Consider the following 16,276-nt stretch of genomic DNA (forward strand, 5'->3'; position numbering starts at 1 on the left):
GGGTACCCACGCGGACCGACGACGCCGGGTGCGCGACCGGCCGCGGGCGGGGTCCCGGCGACCTCCGCGACGTCCCGGCCGGAGAGCGGTTAGACTCTCGGTTGGTCTGTGTGCGGGCGCGTCGGCGTGCCGCCGTCCGTGAACGAATCTCCTGGGAGTGATCCACCGTGGCTGCCGTGTGCGATGTCTGTGGCAAGGGGCCCGGTTTCGGTATGTCGGTGTCGCACTCGCACCGCCGCACGCCGCGCCGTTGGAACCCGAACATCCAGTCCGTGCGGGCGCTCGTCGCCCCGGGCAACCGTCGTCGCATCAACGCCTGCACCTCGTGCATCCGCGCGGGCAAGGTCGTCCGCGCCTGAGAGAGGACCCCGTCCTCCCCACCCTTCGCACGCTCGGGGTGGGACCCTGAACGCGACGGAGCCCGGAGGTCCTCGGACCCCCGGGCTCCGTCGCGTTCAGGGTCGGGGAAGTCAGCCGATACCGCGGGCGCGGGCGGCGTCCACCACGAGGTCGACCACCGTCTGCAGTGGCAGTGCCGTGCTGTCGATGACCAGGTGGTAGCTGCGCGGGGACGCCGGGTCGACGCGGTAGGACCGCCGCACGTACCCCTCCCGCGCCGTGTCGTTGGCCCGCAGCTCGCGCCGCACCTCCTCGCGCGGGCGTCCGGTGCGCGCCACCACGGCGTCGAGCCGCCGCTGCTGGGGTCCGTCGAGGCGGACGTGCAGCGCGTCGGACCGGTCGCCCAGCACCACGGCGGCGGCCCGGCCGAGGACCACGCCGCCCGGTCCGTCGGCGATCTCGCGCACCACCCGCTCGGTCTGCAGCCGGAACGTCCGCTCGTCGAGCTGCTCGGTCACCGGGACGACGCCGCCCATCGGGTCGGGCATGGTGCCCAGCGAGGCGACGATCCGCCACAGCCCGCGGGCGACGTTCTCGTCGTTGGCCTCCGCCTCGGCCACCGGGACGCCGAGCCGGCCGGCCACCTGGGCGGGGATGGCACGGTCGTGGAAGACCAGGTCCAGCCGCGCGGCGACGGCCGGACCGACCAGGTCACCGCCCGCGCCGTAGGAGGCCGAGATCGTCACCACGCCCGAGCCTGTCACTGCTCCTCCTCCAGCCGCTTGCCCAGGAACACCGCGCCGGGCGCGTCGGCGTACACGCCGTACCCCGGGGCAGAGGTGTAGCCGAGTGCGGCGTACAGCGCCAGCGCCTCGGGCTGCCGCCAGCCGGAGTTGAGCACCACCGTGCGGGCGCCGGCCGCCGCCGCGCTCCCCTCGAGCGCCGCCATGAGCAGTTGCGCCAGCCCCTGCCGACGGAACGCCGGCTCCACGTAGACCCGCTTGACCTCGGCCACGCCGGGCTCGTGCACCCGCCAGGCGCCGCACCCGGCGGGGACGCCGTCGACCTCGGCGACGAGGAACAGCCCTCCCGGCGGCTCGAACTCGGCCGGGTCGACCACGGCCTCGTCGGGACCCCCGTAGCGGGTCACGTACTCCTGCTGCACGCGGCCGACGAGCTCGCGGGCCAGCGGGTCCTCGTAGGGCACCGCCCGCAGGACCACCGGGCGGCCGTCGGCCAGCCGCACCTCAGCGGAAGTGTGCATGCCCGGTCCCCTCCGCCCCGACGGCCGCGGCGACCGCCTCTGCCGGCTCGCCGTCCACGCGCACCCCGGGCTGCCCCTCGCGCACCGTGCCGATCCGCGCCCAGCCCTCCGGCAGGTCCGCGGCCGCGGGGAAGGTGGCCAGCAGTGCGTGGTCCTCCCCGCCGGTGAGCACCCAGGCCATCGGGTCGCCACCGAGGGCGGCCGCGACCTGCTGCAGCGGGCCGGGCAGTTCGAGGGTCGCCCGGACCAGCGCGGCCCGGTCCACGTCGACGAGCACGCCGCTGTCCTCCGCGAGGTGCCCGGCGTCGGCGAGCAGCCCGTCGCTGACGTCGCACATCGACGTCGCCCCGGCCTCGGCAGCGGCCGGGCCGGCCGCGTACGGCGGCGTCGGACGGCGGTGCGCGGCCACCGCGGCGGCCGGGCTGGTGAACCCGCGCCGCAGCACGGCCAGCCCGCACGCCGACCAGCCCAGCCGGCCGACCAGGGCCAGCACGTCGCCGGGCCGGGCGCCCGAGCGCAGCACCGGCGCCCGTCCGCCCAGGTCGCCCAGTGCGGTCACCGACAGGACGACGGCACCGCTGTCGGGGGCCGCCGACACCGTGTCGCCGCCGACGACGGCCGCCCCCAGCGGCGCACACTCCGCGGCCAGCCCGGCGGCCACCCCCTCCAGCCACGTCGTCGGGGTGTCCGGCGGACAGGCCAGGCCGACCAGCAGCGCGGTCGTCACCCCGCCCATCGCGGCCACGTCGGCGAGGTTGGCCGCCGCCGCCTTGTGCCCGACGTCCTCGGCCGACGACCAGTCGCGCCGGAAGTGCCGGCCCTCGACGAGGACGTCGGTGGTGGCCACCACGCGCCCGTCGGGCGCCCGCAGCACGGCGGCGTCGTCGCCGGGCCCGACGTCCGCGACGCGCGCGGCGCCGGACCGCGCGAGCACCCGCGCGATCACGCCGAACTCGCCGACGACGCGCACGCTGTCGGCAGGATCGTCGCGCGGAACGAGCGGACGGGGACGAGTCACCGGTCCCCCTCCGTCGCTGGGGTAGGTTGCCCAACTGTCCGCCCACCGGTGCGGACGCCGCTCCCGCAGCGCCACCCGAGGAAAGGTCTCCCGTGGTCCACGCCTACATCCTCATCCAGACCGAAGTCGGCAAGGCCGCCCAGGTGGCGACGACCATCAGCGAGATCGCGGGTGTCACCAGGGCCGAGGACGTCACAGGCCCCTACGACGTGATCGTGCGGGCCGAGGCCGAGACCGTCGACGAGCTCGGCCGGCTGGTCGTGGCCCGCGTGCAGTCGGTCGACGGCATCACCCGCACGCTGACCTGCCCCGTCGTCAACATCTGAGCGCCCTGACCGAGAACCCTCCGCCCGACCCCGGCGAGCCGCGGCCGTCCCGGCCGGACGACCCGCTGCGGCGCGTGGCGCTCGTCGTCACCGCCGTCGTCCTCCCGCTGGTGGTCGTGCTGCTGGTCCTCACCCGCGTGCTCGGCGGGGACGACGACGTCGCCGGCGGGTCCGGCGACACGGTCGCCGACGTCGACGGCACACCGGCGCCCGGGCGGGCCGAGCTGCCGCCGCTGCCGGTGGAGGTGCCGCCGGTGACCCCGGAGGCCGACGCGAACTGCCCGGCGCTCATGGGCGCGCTCCCGCTGGAGCTGGCCGGCGAGCCGTCGCGTCCGGTGCAGTCCGACTCCCCCTACGCCTACGCCTGGGGTGAGCCGCCGGTGGTCCTGGTCTGCGGTGTCGACCGGCCGGCCGCACTGGAGCCGACGTCCCCGCTCATCCAGGTCAACGCGGTGAACTGGCTGGTCGACACCAGCGACCCGGACAGCATCGTCTGGACCGCCGTCGACCGGCCCGTCTACGTGCAGGTCACGGTCTCCGCCGACACCGACAGCGCGCCGGTCACCGCGCTCGGCCCGGTCATCAACGACACGCTCCCGGCCCAGCCGGTCGACACCGGCGGCTGAGTGAAGGACCACCCTTCCCCCCACGCCTCGCACGCTCGGCGCGGGACCCTGAAGGGTGGCCGCCCTCCCCTCGCCGCCCGGCCCCTCCAGAGGCTCACCGTCAAGACGGGGGCAGCCGCTCCAGCTGGGCCGCCACGACGGCCCGCACCTCCTCGGTCGCCGACTCCACCGACCCGGAGACGGCGGTGACCGCCAGGCTGAACGCCCCCCGCGCGCACCACGCGAAGGCGGCCGGTGCGGCCACCTTCGCCTCGGGGGCGCCCTCTTCGAGCTGCAGCAGCCGGCACCCGGCGGGCAGGTCCGGCGGGTCCTCGCGCAGCAGGCCGCCGTAGACCTCCGCCTCGTGCGCGGCCAGGTCCGCGGTGAACGCCGCGGCGCCGGCCGTCGTCTCGAACTGGTGGGCGGCGACGGTGGTCAGCGGGCCCGGCATGGAGCCCCAGTAGCGCTCCCAGCCGAAGCGGTACCCGTAGTCGTCGAGCACCTCGCGCTCGCGGACGGCGTCCTCGGCGTAGCGGGCGACGTCCTCGACCCACTTCTCCCCCGCCGGCGGCCAGAGGGCGTCGTCGGGCACGCGCGGCAGGCCCGAGGGCACGTCGGGGACGACGAGGGCCTCGAGCTCCCGGGGCGTGGCGGGCGTCGCCGCGGCCGGTGGCGCGGCCGTGCCGCCGTCGGTCGGGGTGGCGCAGCCGGGCAGCAGGGCCAGCAACAGCGCCAGCCCGCCGTGCCGGACCCCCGCCGCCGGGCTCACGCCCGGGTGCCGTCCAGCGTCGGGTCGGAGCCGGTCGGCGCCTCGGCCAGGGCCACCTCGACGAGCCGGTCCACGAGCGTGGCGAAGTCGACCCCGGAGGCCGCCCACATCCGCGGGTACATCGAGATCGGCGTGAACCCCGGCATGGTGTTCACCTCGTTGACCACCAACCGGTCCGCCCCGTCGGGGCCGGTGCCGAGGAAGAAGTCGACCCGCGCCAGGCCGCGGCAGTCCATCGCGAGGTACGCGCGGCAGGCCGCCTCCTGCACCGCCCGGGTCTGGTCGGGGGTGAGGTCGGCGGGGACGTCGAAGTCCGCGGCGTCGTCGAGGTACTTGGCGGCGAAGTCGTACCAGTCGGTGCCCGGGTGCAGCCGGATCTCGGCCGGCAGGCTGGCCTGCGGCAGCCCACCGCCGGGCGCGGCCAGGACGCCGCACTCGACCTCCCGGCCCGGGACCGCGGCCTCCACGACCACCTTGGCGTCGACCGCAGCGGCGGTCGCGACGGCCTCCGGGAACTGCCCCCAGTCGGTGACCTTGGTGATCCCGATGCTGGAGCCGGCACGCGAGGGCTTGACGAACACCGGCAGGCCGAGCCGCTCCCGGGTCGCGGGATCGAGCACCCGGGGGTCGGCCGACAGCGCCCCGGACGCATCGCGCAGCACCACGTGGTCGCCCTGGGGCAGTCCGGCGGCGGCGAGCAGCTTCTTGGTGAACTCCTTGTCCATCGACGCCGCGCTGGCGAAGACGCCCGAGCCCACGTACGGGATGCCGCTCATCTCCAGCAGCCCCTGGATGGTGCCGTCCTCGCCGTAGGCGCCGTGCAGCACGGGGAAGACGACGTCCAGGCCGATCCGCTCCCCCGTGCCGTCCAGGCGCTGCAGGCCGCGCCCGCTCGGGTCGCCGACCAGCGTCACGGGCGTCCCGCCGGTGACCTCCGGCAGCTCGCCGTCGGCGATCCCCAGCCGCAGCCCCGGGTCGGGCAGCACCCAGCCGCCGTCGCGGGTGATGCCCACGGGGACGACGTCGTACCGGTCGCGGTCCAGGGCCGCCAGGACGGCCCCGGCGGAGACGCAGGAGATGGGGTGTTCCGCGCTGCGGCCCCCGAAGACGACCGCGATCCGCAGCTTGCCCGCCTGTCCGCTCATCGCGGCCGACCCTAGTGGAGACCCCTCGGCGCGCCCGGACGACGGGCGGGGCGCAGCCGCCGCGACCGGCGTGTGGCAGCCTCGTCCCGATGGGCGAGAACGCGGTCGGGCCGGCGGTCTATCCGCGTCGTCTGCGGATGGCCGGCGCGGCGGTCCACCTCTACACCGCCAGCGGCTCGGTACTGGGGCTGCTGATCGTGCTGGCGGCCTTCGACGGCGACGCGGTGGCCGCCCTGTGGCTCGGCCTGGTCGCCCTGGTGGTCGACGGCACCGACGGGATGCTGGCCCGCCGTCTGCGGGTCAAGGAGACGATCCCCTGGTTCGACGGCGCCCGGCTCGACGACATCGTCGACTACCTGACCTACGCCTTCGCCCCGGTCGTGCTGCTGTGGACCACGGGGTCGCTGCCCGGCGGCGCCGCGGGGTGGGTGGTGGCCGCGCTGCCGCTGCTGGCCTCCAGCTACCAGTTCTGCCGGGTGGACGCGAAGACCGAGGACCACGCCTTCCTCGGGTTCCCGAGCTACTGGAACGTGGTCGCCTTCTACGCCGTCGTCCTGGACCTGGCCCCGGCGGTGGTCGCCACGGTGCTCGTCGTGTGCTCGGTGCTGGTGTTCGTGCCCGTGCGCTACCTCTACCCGTCGCGGACGACGGCCCTGCGCGGCCTGAGCCTGGTCCTGACGGCCGTCTGGCTGGTCACCTACGCCGTCCTGCTCGTGCAGGTGCCCGACCCGCACCCGGTCGTGGTGGCGCTGTCGCTGGCCTACCTCGTGTACTACGTCGCGGTGAGCCTGTGGCTGACCGCGCGGGCGGCCCGCCGCCGGCGCGGCGAGCCCACCACGACGACCTGAGCGCGCCTCAGACCGCGTCGAGGGCGGCGGAGAGGTCTGCCACCAGGTCGGCGGTGTCCTCGATGCCGCAGGAGAGCCGCACGAACCCCTCGGGGACGGCGTCCCCGCCCCACTGGGCCCGCCGGTCGACGGTGCTGTGCACCCCGCCGAAGCTGGTGGCCGCCGTCCAGAGCCGGCCGGCGCCCAGCACCCGGGCGACCGCCGCGGCGTCGGGCAGCTCGGCGGAGACGACACCGTTGGGGCGCAGCATCTGGCGGGTGGCCAGCGCGTGGGACGGGTCACCGGGCCGCCACGGCCAGCGGACGGCGCTCACCGAGGGGTGCCCGGCGAGCAGGTCGGCGACCGCGGCCGCGGTGGCCGCCTGGCGGGCCAGGCGCAGGTCGAGCGTGCTCATCGAGCGGTGCCCGAGCCACGCCTCGAACGGGCCGGGTGTGCCGCCGGTGCGGTCGCGGAAGGACTTCAGCCGGGCGTACAGCTCGTCGTCGGTCGTGCTGACGTGGCCGAGCAGAAGGTCGCTGTGCCCGGTCAGCGCCTTGGTGTCGCTGCCGACGGTGAGGTCGGCGCCGAGCTCCAGCGGTCGCTGGCCCAGCGGGGTGGCCGTGGTGTTGTCGACGGCGAGCACCGCCCCGGCGGCGCGGGTGGCGCGGGCGACGGCGGCGACGTCGCAGACGTCCAGCTGGGGATTGCTGGGCGTCTCCAGCACCACCAGCGCGGCGCCCTCGAGGTCACCACGGGCGGCCACCGCCCCGATCTCCGGGGTGGGCACGTAGTCCACGCGCACGCCGAAGCGCTCGAGCTCGTCGCGGGCCAGCATCCGGGTCGTGTAGTAGCCGTCCGAGGGCAGCACCACGCGGTCACCGGCGCGGGCCACGGCGAGCACCGCGGCGCTGATCGCCGCCATGCCGGTGGCGAAGGACAGGGACCGGCCGCCGTCCAGCTCGCCGACCGCCGCCTCGAAGACCCGCAGCGTGGGGTGCTCGGTGCGCGCGTAGGCGTCGGCGCCGTCCGCGCGGGGCGGGCGGTCGCCGAGGTGGTACGGGGCGGCGAAGACCGGCGACGGCCGCAGCGGCGCGCCCGGCACGGGCGGGTCCTCGCCGGCGCGGACCGAACGGGTGCCGTCCCCCCAGCGCTCGCTCACTCCGGCTTGGCCTCTCTGGACATGATCTCCTTGATCACCTGCGTCACCGGGACGCCGTCGTGGCACACGCGGACGACGGCCTCGGTGAGCGGCATGTCGACCCCGTGCGCCGAGGCCAGGTCCAGCACCGGCCGGCAGCTCTTCACCCCCTCGGCGACCTGGCGGGTGGTCCGCTGCACCTCCTCCACCGACATGCCGCGCCCCAGCCGCTCGCCGAAGGTCCGGTTGCGCGACAGCGGGGAGCTGCAGGTGGCCACCAGGTCGCCCAGCCCGGCCAGCCCCGCGAACGTCGCCGGCTCGGCGCCCAGGGCCGTGCCCAGCCGGGTGGTCTCGGCCAGCCCGCGGGTGATCAGCGAGGCGCGGGTGTTGTCACCGAAGCCCATGCCCTCGGTGATGCCGCAGGCCAGCGCGATGACGTTCTTGACCGCGCCGCCGAGCTCGCAGCCCACCAGGTCCTGATTGGTGTACGGGCGGAAGTAGGGGGTGTGGCAGGCAGCCTGCACCTGCGCGGCGCGGTCGTGGTCCTCGCAGGCCACCACGGTCGCGGCCGGCTGCTCCTCGGCGATCTCGCGCGCCAGGTTCGGGCCCGAGAGGGCGGCGACCCGATCGGGCCCGGCGCCGGTGACCTCTTCGATCACCTGGCTCATCCGCTTGGTGGTGCCCAGCTCCACGCCCTTCATCAGCGAGAGCAGGACCGCGTCAGGGGGCAGCAGCGGCGCCCACTCGGTGAGGTTGTCCCGCAGCGACTGGGAGGGCACGGCGAGCACCACGATCTCGGCGTCGGCCAGGGCCTCGGCGGCGTCGGCCGTGGCGCGCAGCCGATCGGGCAGCCGGATGCCGGGCAGGTAGTCGGAGTTCTCCCGGGTCTCGCCGATCGCGTGCGCGAGCTCGGGGCGGCGGGCGTGCAGCACCACCGAGCAGCCGGCGTCGGCCAGCACCTTCGCGAAGGTGGTCCCCCAGGAGCCGGCCCCCAGGACGGCGGCCCGCGTGCCGGGACCGCGGCTCACGCGGCGCTCCCCGGCAGGTCGCCGGGCAGCGTGCGCCGGGGATGGGGGGTGGTCCCGGTGGGCGCCGGCTCCCCGCGGAGCTCGGTCAGTTGGTCGCGCACGGAGGCCATCATCCGGTCGGTCACCTCGCGCAGCAGCTCCCCGGTCATCGGCCGGCCCCCGCGCACCTGCGCGCGCAGGTCGGCGAGGTCCACCGGCTCCCCGACCAGGTGGTCGGCGGGCGTGCGCAGCCGGAGGTGCAGCTTCTTGGCGTGGTAGTCGTGCAGCCGCTGCGGCCCCCACTGGGCGACCGGCACGACGACGGCGTCGGTGGTCAACGCCAGCCGCGCGACGCCGGTGCGGGCCTCCATGGGCCACCAGTCGGGGTCGCGGGTGACCGACCCCTCGGGGTAGATGACCACGACGTTGCCGGCGGCGAGGTCGGCCTCGGCGGCCGCCAGCGAGTTGCGCGCGTCGGCCCGGCCGCGGGCCACCGGGATCTGCCCGGCGGCGCGCAGGATCCTCCCGGCCGGCCCGGCGAAGACCGCCTCCTTGGCCAGGAAGTGCGGCACGCGGCCGCAGTCCCAGACCAGCCGGGCGCAGGCCAGCGGGTCGAGGATCGACACGTGGTTGGCCACCACGAGCACCGGGCCGGTGCGGGGGAAGCGCTCGGCGTGCCGGTAGCGCATCCGGAACAGCAGCTGGGTGACCGGATAGATGACCGCGACGCAGAACAGCAGCGCCGGCGGCAGCGGCCGGCGGGTGCGCCACCGCGACGGCTGGGCTCCGGTGCGGCGTGACACCCCGGTCTCCGGGGACCCGTCCTGCGTCACCGGTTCCTCCCCTCCTGTGCGCCCGGCTCGATCCGGCCGGGACGTCCTGAGAACCCATGATCGGGCCTGGACCGATCGGGGGCGCGCACCGGGTCCGGTCGGTGCCGGTCGACGCTCCGCGCCGGTGTGCTCACATTGTCGCCGTGCGTGCGTGGTCGGTCGTCGTCCCGGCGAAGCGGCTGCCCCTGGCCAAGACGCGCCTCGCGCCGCTGCCCGCGGGGCTGGGCGGCCCGCCGGCGACCGCCCACGACCGGCTGGTCCTGGCGCTGCTGGCCGACACCCTCGCCGCGGCGTTGGCCTCGCCTGCCGTCGCCGACGTCCTCGTCGTCACCGACGACCCCGCCGCAGCCGCGGCGGCGACCCGGCTGGGTGCCCGCACGGTGCCCGACGAGCCCGACCGCGGTCTCAACCCGGCGCTGGTCCACGGCGCCCGTGCCACCGGGGCCGCCGCGGTGGCCGCACTCTCCTCCGACCTGCCGGCCCTGCGCCCCGACGAGCTCACCGCCGCTCTCGCCGCCGCGGAGGAGCGCGTGGGCGGAGGGACCGCTCGCTGCTTCGTCGCCGACGTGCAGGGCACCGGGACGACGCTGCTCACCGCCGTCGGCACCGACCTCTCCCCCGCCTTCGGGGCCGGGTCGGCGCAGCGGCACGCGGCCGGCGGCGCCGTTGCGCTGAGCGGCGGCTGGCCGGGCCTGGAGCGGGACGTCGACACGCCCGACGACCTGCGTGCCGCACTCGCGCTCGGCGTGGGCCCGCACACCGCGGCGCTGCTCGGCGGGGTCGCCCGACGGCCCCGCTGAACCCCTGCTGGTCGCCCGCCGACAACCGGACTGGGGCACGATGAGCCCGTGCCCTCGACCAGACCCGGCGCCCCCGCCGACCGGTACATCAACCGCGAGCTGTCGTGGCTGGACTTCAACGCCCGTGTGCTCGAGCTGGCGGAGGACGACACCCTGCCGCTCCTGGAGCGGGTGAAGTTCCTGGCGATCTTCGCGGGCAACCTCGACGAGTTCTACATGGTCCGCATCGCCGGCCTGAAGCGCCGGCAGAGCACCGGGCTGACCGTGCGCTCCCCCGACGGGCTGACCATCCGCGAGCAGCTGGCGCGGGTCGGCGAGCGGACCCGCGACCTGGTGCACCGGCACGCCGACGTCTTCACCAAGGACATCACCCCGCGCCTCGAGGAGGCCGGGATCCGCATCGTGCACTGGCACGACCTGGCCGAGGACGAGACCAAGCGGTTGCGGGAGTACTTCCGCGACCAGGTGTTCCCGGTGCTGACCCCGCTGGCGGTCGACCCGGCGCACCCCTTCCCCTACATCAGCGGCCTCTCGCTCAACCTCGCCGTCCAGGTGCGCGACCCCGACACCGGCGCCCCGCGCTTCGCCCGGCTCAAGGTGCCCAACAACGTGCCCCGCTTCGTGCCGGTGGGTCCGGTGGACTCGGGCGCGACGTTCCTGCCGCTCGAGGACCTCATCGCCGCGCACCTGCAGGCGCTGTTCCCCGGCCTCGACGTGATGGCCCACCACCTGTTCCGGGTCACCCGCAACGCCGACCTGGAGGTGGAGGAGGACCGCGACGAGGACCTGCTGCAGGCACTGGAGCGGGAGCTGGCGCGCCGTCGCTTCGGTCCGGCGGTGCGGCTCGAGGTCGCCGAGCCGATGGACCCGACGATCCTCGGCGTCCTGATCAGCGAGCTCGAGGTGGACAAGAACGACGTCGTCCACGTGCCCGGGCTGCTCGACCTGGCCGCGCTGTGGGAGCTCTACGGGCTCGACCGACCGGAGCTCAAGGACGAGCCGTTCGTGCCGGCCACCCACCCACGGCTGTCGGAGGGCGAGACGCCGAAGAGCGTATTCGCGACACTGCGGGAGGGCGACGTGCTCGTCCACCACCCGTACCACTCGTTCGCGACCAGCGTGCAGCGCTTCATCGAGCAGGCCGCCTCCGACCCGAACGTGCTGGCGATCAAGCAGACGCTGTACCGCACCTCCGGTGACTCCCCGATCGTCAACGCGCTCATCGAGGCGGCCCACGCCGGCAAGCAGGTCGTCGTCCTGGTGGAGATCAAGGCACGCTTCGACGAGGAGGCCAACATCAGCTGGGCGCGCTCGCTGGAGCGCGCCGGCTGCCACGTCGTCTACGGGCTGGTGGGGCTCAAGACCCACTGCAAGACGGCGCTGGTGGTGCGCCGGGAGGGCGGCGTGATCCGCCGCTACTGCCACATCGGCACGGGGAACTACAACCCGAAGACCGCGCGGCTCTACGAGGACCTCGGCATCCTCACCGCGGACCCGCGCGTCGGTGCCGACCTCACCGACCTGTTCAACACCCTCACCGGCTACTCCCGGCAGACCACCTACCGGCGGCTCATGGTGGCGCCCCACGGGATCCGTCCCGGGCTGATGGAGAAGATCCGGCGGGAGGCGCGGCACGCGCGCGAGGGCCGCCCGGCGGGGATCCGCATCAAGGTGAACTCGCTGGTCGACGAACAGGTGATCGACGCGCTCTACGAGGCGTCGGCGGCCGGCGTCCCGGTGGAGCTGCTCGTCCGCGGCATCTGCTCGCTGCGCCCGGGCGTCCCCGGGTTGTCGGAGAACGTGCGGGCGCGCTCGATCGTCGGCCGGTTCCTCGAGCACTCCCGGGTGATGTGGTTCGCCGCGGGCGGGGAGGGTGAGTGGTGGCTCGGCAGCTCCGACCTCATGCACCGCAACCTCGACCGCCGCATCGAGGTGCTGCTGCGGGTGTGCGACGACACCGCCGAGCGGGAGCTGCAGGAGATGTTCGACGCGGCGATGGCCGACGGCGTGCGCTGCTGGGAACTGGGCAGCGACGGCTCCTGGAACCGCATCGGCGAGCGCGACCACCAGGCCGGGCTGATGGCGGCGGCGGTGGACCATGCCGGCTGAGGGCGGCCGCCTCGTCCGCGCTGCCGGCGGTGCCCTGTGGCGCCCCGCCGACGGCGGCGGGATCGAGACCGCGTTGGTGCACCGCCCGAAGTACGACGACTGGTCGCTGCCCAAGGGCAAGCCCGAGGAGGGCGAGCACCTGCTGGAGACGGCGGTGCGCGAGGTGGCCGAGGAGACCGGCCTGGACGTCGTCGTCGGACGGCGCAGCGTGCGCACCGAGTACCGGGTGCCGGAGGGCCCCAAGCGGGTCGACTACTGGCTGATGCGGGTCGTCGGCGGGACGTTCAAGCCCAACGACGAGGTCGACGAGCTGCGCTGGCTGCCGGTCGAGACGGCCTGCGCGCTGGTCAGCCACGCGCACGACCGGGCCGTGCTGGCCGACCTCGCGCGCACCGACGTCCCCCGGCAGCCAGCGCTCCTGCTGGTCCGGCACGGCAAGGCCGGCAGCAAGGCCGACTGGGACGGCCCCGACGAGCTGCGGCCGCTGGACGGCAAGGGGCGCCGGCAGGCGGCGCGGCTGGCACAGGTGCTGCCGCTGTTCTCCCCTGTCGAGCTGCTGACCGCCGAGCGGGTCCGCTGCCGGCAGACCCTCGAGCCGCTGGCCGAGCGGACCGGCCTCGCCGTCCACCCGCTGCCCGAGCTCGGCGAGGAGGAGTTCGCCGCCGACCCGCACGCCGCCCTCGCCGCGGTCGAGCGGCTGCTGGGGAGGGCGGACGCCGACGGGACGCCGGGGGTGGCCGTGGTCTGCAGCCAGGGCGGGGCCATCCCGTCGGTGCTGGCGACTCTCGGCGTCCGCTTCGCCGGAGTTCCCGGCGCGCTGCACCCGCCCTCGGCGAAGGGCAGCACCTGGGTGCTGGGCGGACGGCCGGGTGTGCTCTCGGCCGACTACTACCACGACTTCCGGGCCGAGACCGCCGAGGAACCCGCCTTCACCGGCCTGCGCTGAAGGAACGGCCACCCTTCCCCCCCACGCCTCGCAGGCTCGGCGCGGGACCCTGGAGGGTGGCCGTTCCAGTACGTCACCTGGCCGGCAGTGCCTTCGGCAGCCAGGCCGGACGACGGGCCTCGAAGGACTCGATGTCGTCCAGGTGCCGCTCGGTGAGCCCGACGTCGTCGAGGCCCTCCAGCAGCCGCCAGCGGGTGTAGTCGTCGATCTCGAACGGCACACCGTGCCCGCCGTAGGAGACCCGTCGCTCCTGCAGGTCGACGGTCACCTGCGTGGTGGGGTCGGCCTCCACCGCCGCCCACAGCGCCTCGACCTCGGCCTGCGGCAGCACGACGGTGAGCAGCCCGGACTTGGTCGAGTTGTTCTTGAAGATGTCGGCGAACCGCGAGCTGATGACCACGCGGAACCCGCCGTCGAGCAGCGCCCAGACGGCGTGCTCGCGGGAGGAGCCGGTGCCGAAGTCGGGGCCGGCCACGAGGACCGAGGCGTCGGCGTACTCGGGCTTGTTGAGCACGAAGTCCGGCTCGTTGGTGCGCCAGGCGACGAACAGGCCGTCTTCGAACCCGCTGCGGGTGATCCGCTTCAGGTACTCCGCCGGGATGATCTGGTCGGTGTCGACGGCGCTGCGGCGCAGCGGGGCGGCCGTGCCGGTGTGCGTGGTGAAGGGCTGCATCGCTCGGACTCCTGCGGGGCGGCGGGTCGGGTGGTCAGACGGTCGCGGGGACGTCGGACAGGTCGGCGGGGGCGGTGAGCCGCCCGGTCAGCGCGGTGGCCGCGGCGACCGACGGGGACACCAGGTGGGTGCGCCCGCCCTTGCCCTGCCGGCCCTGGAAGTTGCGGTTGCTGGTCGAGGCCGACCGCTCCCCCGGCTTGAGCTGGTCGGGGTTCATGCCCAGGCACATCGAGCAGCCCGCCCCCCGCCACTCGGCGCCGGCCTCGGTGAACACCTGGTCCAGGCCCTCGGCCTCGGCCTGCAGCTTGACGCCGACCGACCCGGGAACGACGAGCATGCGGGTGTCGGCGTCGATCTTCTTGCCGCGCAGCAGCTCCGCGGCGATCCGCAGGTCCTCGATGCGGCCGTTGGTGCAGGAGCCGAGGAAGACGGTGTCGACCTCGATCTCGCGCAGGGGCGTGCCGGGGGTCAGGCCCATGTAGGCCAGCGCCTGCTCGGCGGCGCGGCGATCGTCCTCGTCCGCGATGGACGCGGGGTCCGGGACCGACTCCGCGATCGGCAGGCCCTGCCCGGGGTTGGTGCCCCAGGTGACGAACGGCGTGAGCTCGGCGGCGTCGAGGACGACCTCGGCGTCGAAGACGGCGCCCTCGTCGGTGCGCAGGGTCTTCCAGTACTCGACGGCGGCGTCCCAGTCGGCGCCCTGCGGGGCGTGCGGGCGGCCCTCGAGGAAGTCGAAAGTGGTCTGGTCGGGGGCGATCAGGCCGGCGCGGGCGCCGGCCTCGATCGACATGTTGCAGATCGTCATCCGGGCCTCCATCGACAGCGCCTGGATCGCACTGCCGCGGTACTCGATGACGTGGCCCGCGGCGCCGTTGGTGCCGATCTGGGCGATGACGGCCAGGATGACGTCCTTCGACGAGACCCCCTCCGGCAGCTCGCCGTCGACCGTCACGGCCATCTGCTTGGGCCGGTACTGCGGCAGGGTCTGGGTGGCGAGCACGTGCTCGACCTCGCTGGTGCCGATGCCGAAGGCCAGCGCGCCGAACGCGCCGTGCGTGGAGGTGTGGCTGTCCCCGCAGACGATGGTCATGCCCGGCTGGGTCAGCCCCAGCTGCGGGCCGATGACGTGCACGATGCCCTGGTCGCGGTCGCCCATGGGAGCCAGCCGGATGCCGAACTCGGCGGCGTTCTGCCGCAGCGCCTCCACCTGCGCGCGGCTGACCGGGTCGGCGATCGGCTTGAGGATCTCCAGCGTCGGGACGTTGTGGTCCTCGGTCGCCATCGTGAGCTCCGGGTGGCGCACCGTGCGGCCGGCGGCGCGGAGGCCGTCGAAGGCCTGCGGGCTCGTCACCTCGTGCACGAGGTGCAGGTCGATGTAGAGCAGGTCCGGCTCGCCCGCGGCGCTGCGCACCACGTGGGCGTCGTAGACCTTCTCCGCCAGGGTCTTCGGCACGGCTGGTCCCTCCGGGGGTCTGGGGCTCGCCGCCCTCGGTATGACCGGACTGGTCATCTCACGGTGTGGGATGCGAGTATTGCTGTGTGGGACAGCCTAACCCCGTCGCCGTCTTGGACAAAGCGGTGTCCATCCTCCGCGCCGTCGCCGCCGAGCCCGCGACCCTCGCCGAGCTCGTCGAGCGCACCGGGCTGCCCCGGGCGACCGCGCACCGGCTGGCCGTGGCCCTCGAGGGGCACCGCCTGGTCCGGCGCACGCCGGCCGGCGCGTGGGCGCCCGGCCCGGCGCTGGCCGAGCTCGGCCGCGGGGTCGCCGACCTCGCCGAGCTGGCCGGCCGGCACCTGGTGGCGCTGCGGGACACCAGCGGGGAGAGCGCCCAGTTCTACGTCCGGGACGGCGCCAGCCGGGTGTGCGTGGCCGCCGCCGAGCGGGCGCACGGGCTGCGCGACACGGTGCCGGTGGGGGCGCGGTTGCCGATGACGGCGGGCTCGGCCGCGCACGCGCTGCTCGCCTTCGCCCCCGCCGACGAGGTGACCCCGCTGCTGCCCAGCGCCAGCTTCACCGCCCGCACGCTCCTCGACGTCCGCCGCCGGGGCTGGGCGCACAGCATCGCCGAGCGCGAGCCGGGGGTGGCGTCGCTGTCGGCGCCGGTGCGCGACGCAGCGGGCGGGGTGCTGGGCGCGGTCTCCATCTCCGGGCCGGTGGAGCGGCTGGGCCGCCGTCCCGCCCCCGAGGTGGTGGGCGCGGTGCTCGAGGCTGCCGGCGCCATCTCCCGCGCCGCCCGCTGAGCGGGGCCTCGGTTCTCTGGCACGCTCGGCGACGCCGAGGAGGAGCCGCCGTCGTGATCATGGGCCTGGTGCAGGCCCCCCGCGGCGCGCCTGCGCGTGTCGCCTGCCAGAAGCCCATGATCGACGCGGTCGTGGGGACGGCGCAGGCGTGCGGCGGCGGGGAGGCCGCGGTCGATCCGCGCGGGTAGCAGTCGGGGTCCGCCGCGCAGCCGCCTGACCGACCGGGCGGTTCCTTC

18 protein-coding genes are annotated in these 16,276 nt (G+C 75.2%); 8 read left to right on the forward strand and 10 right to left on the reverse strand.

Translation table 11 applies throughout. The features are described from left to right. The first annotated feature begins 176 nt into the window (after positions 1 to 176). Positions 177 to 359, forward strand: a complete 183-nt coding sequence (gene rpmB, locus ACWIX3_RS23255) for a 50S ribosomal protein L28 (protein WP_425283681.1) — start codon at positions 177 to 179, stop codon at positions 357 to 359. Positions 360 to 470: 111 nt separating this feature from the next. Here rpmB and ACWIX3_RS23260 read toward each other — a convergent pair whose 3' ends face one another. From ACWIX3_RS23260 to ACWIX3_RS23270, 3 genes are read right to left on the reverse strand one after another with little or no spacing between them, the layout of a single operon-like run. Then, the gene (locus tag ACWIX3_RS23260; protein WP_448609712.1) at positions 471 to 1,103 is read right to left on the reverse strand and encodes a cytidylate kinase-like family protein; all 633 of its coding nucleotides are present in this window, start codon (positions 1,101 to 1,103) and stop codon (positions 471 to 473) included. Next, complete coding sequence (locus tag ACWIX3_RS23265; protein ID WP_448609713.1) at positions 1,100 to 1,603, reverse strand: GNAT family N-acetyltransferase; 504 nt, start codon at positions 1,601 to 1,603, stop codon at positions 1,100 to 1,102. The genes ACWIX3_RS23260 and ACWIX3_RS23265 overlap by 4 nt, the downstream gene beginning before the upstream one ends. Next, a complete protein-coding gene (locus ACWIX3_RS23270; RefSeq protein ID WP_448609714.1) occupies positions 1,587 to 2,573 on the reverse strand; it encodes a thiamine-phosphate kinase in 987 nt (328 codons plus the stop codon). The genes ACWIX3_RS23265 and ACWIX3_RS23270 overlap by 17 nt, the downstream gene beginning before the upstream one ends. Positions 2,574 to 2,713: 140 nt before the next feature. On the opposite strand from ACWIX3_RS23270, the gene ACWIX3_RS23275 reads away from it, so the two are divergent. Next, complete coding sequence (locus ACWIX3_RS23275; RefSeq protein WP_448609715.1) at positions 2,714 to 2,947, forward strand: Lrp/AsnC ligand binding domain-containing protein; 234 nt, start codon at positions 2,714 to 2,716, stop codon at positions 2,945 to 2,947. Between the two features lie 74 nt (positions 2,948 to 3,021). Beyond that, positions 3,022 to 3,573, forward strand: a complete 552-nt coding sequence (locus tag ACWIX3_RS23280; RefSeq protein ID WP_448609716.1) for a DUF3515 domain-containing protein — start codon at positions 3,022 to 3,024, stop codon at positions 3,571 to 3,573. A gap of 100 nt (positions 3,574 to 3,673) precedes the next feature. On the opposite strand, the gene ACWIX3_RS23285 is transcribed toward ACWIX3_RS23280, so the two are convergent. Together ACWIX3_RS23285 and ACWIX3_RS23290 are read right to left on the reverse strand one after the other, a co-directional pair. Beyond that, positions 3,674 to 4,321, reverse strand: a complete 648-nt coding sequence (locus tag ACWIX3_RS23285) for a hypothetical protein (RefSeq protein WP_448609717.1) — start codon at positions 4,319 to 4,321, stop codon at positions 3,674 to 3,676. Continuing rightward, entirely contained in the window at positions 4,318 to 5,466 is a 1,149-nt protein-coding gene (locus tag ACWIX3_RS23290) for a D-alanine--D-alanine ligase family protein (protein ID WP_448609718.1), read from the reverse strand. The genes ACWIX3_RS23285 and ACWIX3_RS23290 overlap by 4 nt, the downstream gene beginning before the upstream one ends. Positions 5,467 to 5,555: 89 nt before the next feature. Between ACWIX3_RS23290 and ACWIX3_RS23295 the strand changes: the two genes are divergently transcribed. Beyond that, positions 5,556 to 6,314 carry a CDP-alcohol phosphatidyltransferase family protein gene (locus tag ACWIX3_RS23295; protein WP_448609719.1) on the forward strand — a complete coding sequence of 253 codons (759 nt, stop codon included), beginning with the start codon at positions 5,556 to 5,558 and terminating at the stop codon, positions 6,312 to 6,314. Positions 6,315 to 6,321: 7 nt separating this feature from the next. Here ACWIX3_RS23295 and ACWIX3_RS23300 read toward each other — a convergent pair whose 3' ends face one another. Genes ACWIX3_RS23300 through ACWIX3_RS23310 form a run of 3 tightly spaced genes read right to left on the reverse strand, consistent with a single transcriptional unit; the run spans position 6,322 to position 9,271 of the window. Next, complete coding sequence (locus ACWIX3_RS23300; RefSeq protein ID WP_448609720.1) at positions 6,322 to 7,452, reverse strand: cystathionine gamma-lyase; 1,131 nt, start codon at positions 7,450 to 7,452, stop codon at positions 6,322 to 6,324. Continuing rightward, entirely contained in the window at positions 7,449 to 8,459 is a 1,011-nt protein-coding gene (locus ACWIX3_RS23305) for an NAD(P)H-dependent glycerol-3-phosphate dehydrogenase (protein ID WP_448609721.1), read from the reverse strand. The genes ACWIX3_RS23300 and ACWIX3_RS23305 overlap by 4 nt, the downstream gene beginning before the upstream one ends. Next, positions 8,456 to 9,271, reverse strand: coding sequence for a lysophospholipid acyltransferase family protein (locus ACWIX3_RS23310; protein WP_448609722.1), 816 nt, complete (start codon positions 9,269 to 9,271; stop codon positions 8,456 to 8,458). Before ACWIX3_RS23310 ends, ACWIX3_RS23305 begins: the two co-directional genes overlap by 4 nt. Positions 9,272 to 9,414: 143 nt before the next feature. Between ACWIX3_RS23310 and cofC the strand changes: the two genes are divergently transcribed. Genes cofC through ACWIX3_RS23325 form a run of 3 tightly spaced genes read left to right on the forward strand, consistent with a single transcriptional unit; the run spans position 9,415 to position 13,126 of the window. Then, positions 9,415 to 10,071, forward strand: coding sequence for a 2-phospho-L-lactate guanylyltransferase (gene cofC / locus ACWIX3_RS23315; protein ID WP_448609723.1), 657 nt, complete (start codon positions 9,415 to 9,417; stop codon positions 10,069 to 10,071). 48 nt (positions 10,072 to 10,119) lie between these two features. Beyond that, the gene (locus ACWIX3_RS23320; protein ID WP_448609724.1) at positions 10,120 to 12,180 is read left to right on the forward strand and encodes an RNA degradosome polyphosphate kinase; all 2,061 of its coding nucleotides are present in this window, start codon (positions 10,120 to 10,122) and stop codon (positions 12,178 to 12,180) included. Continuing rightward, positions 12,170 to 13,126: an NUDIX hydrolase gene (locus ACWIX3_RS23325; protein ID WP_448609725.1), complete on the forward strand. Its 957-nt coding sequence runs from the start codon at positions 12,170 to 12,172 to the stop codon at positions 13,124 to 13,126. Before ACWIX3_RS23320 ends, ACWIX3_RS23325 begins: the two co-directional genes overlap by 11 nt. Positions 13,127 to 13,199: 73 nt before the next feature. On the opposite strand, the gene leuD is transcribed toward ACWIX3_RS23325, so the two are convergent. Continuing rightward, a complete protein-coding gene (leuD, locus tag ACWIX3_RS23330) occupies positions 13,200 to 13,799 on the reverse strand; it encodes a 3-isopropylmalate dehydratase small subunit (RefSeq protein ID WP_448609726.1) in 600 nt (199 codons plus the stop codon). Positions 13,800 to 13,833: 34 nt separating this feature from the next. Beyond that, the gene (gene leuC, locus ACWIX3_RS23335; RefSeq protein WP_448609727.1) at positions 13,834 to 15,252 is read right to left on the reverse strand and encodes a 3-isopropylmalate dehydratase large subunit; all 1,419 of its coding nucleotides are present in this window, start codon (positions 15,250 to 15,252) and stop codon (positions 13,834 to 13,836) included. Positions 15,253 to 15,377: 125 nt separating this feature from the next. Here leuC and ACWIX3_RS23340 point away from each other — a divergent pair, with 125 nt between their 5' ends. Next, entirely contained in the window at positions 15,378 to 16,040 is a 663-nt protein-coding gene (locus tag ACWIX3_RS23340; protein ID WP_448609728.1) for an IclR family transcriptional regulator, read from the forward strand. Positions 16,041 to 16,276: the final 236 nt, after the last annotated feature.

It is taken from the genome of Geodermatophilus sp. URMC 60 (genome assembly GCF_053502585.1).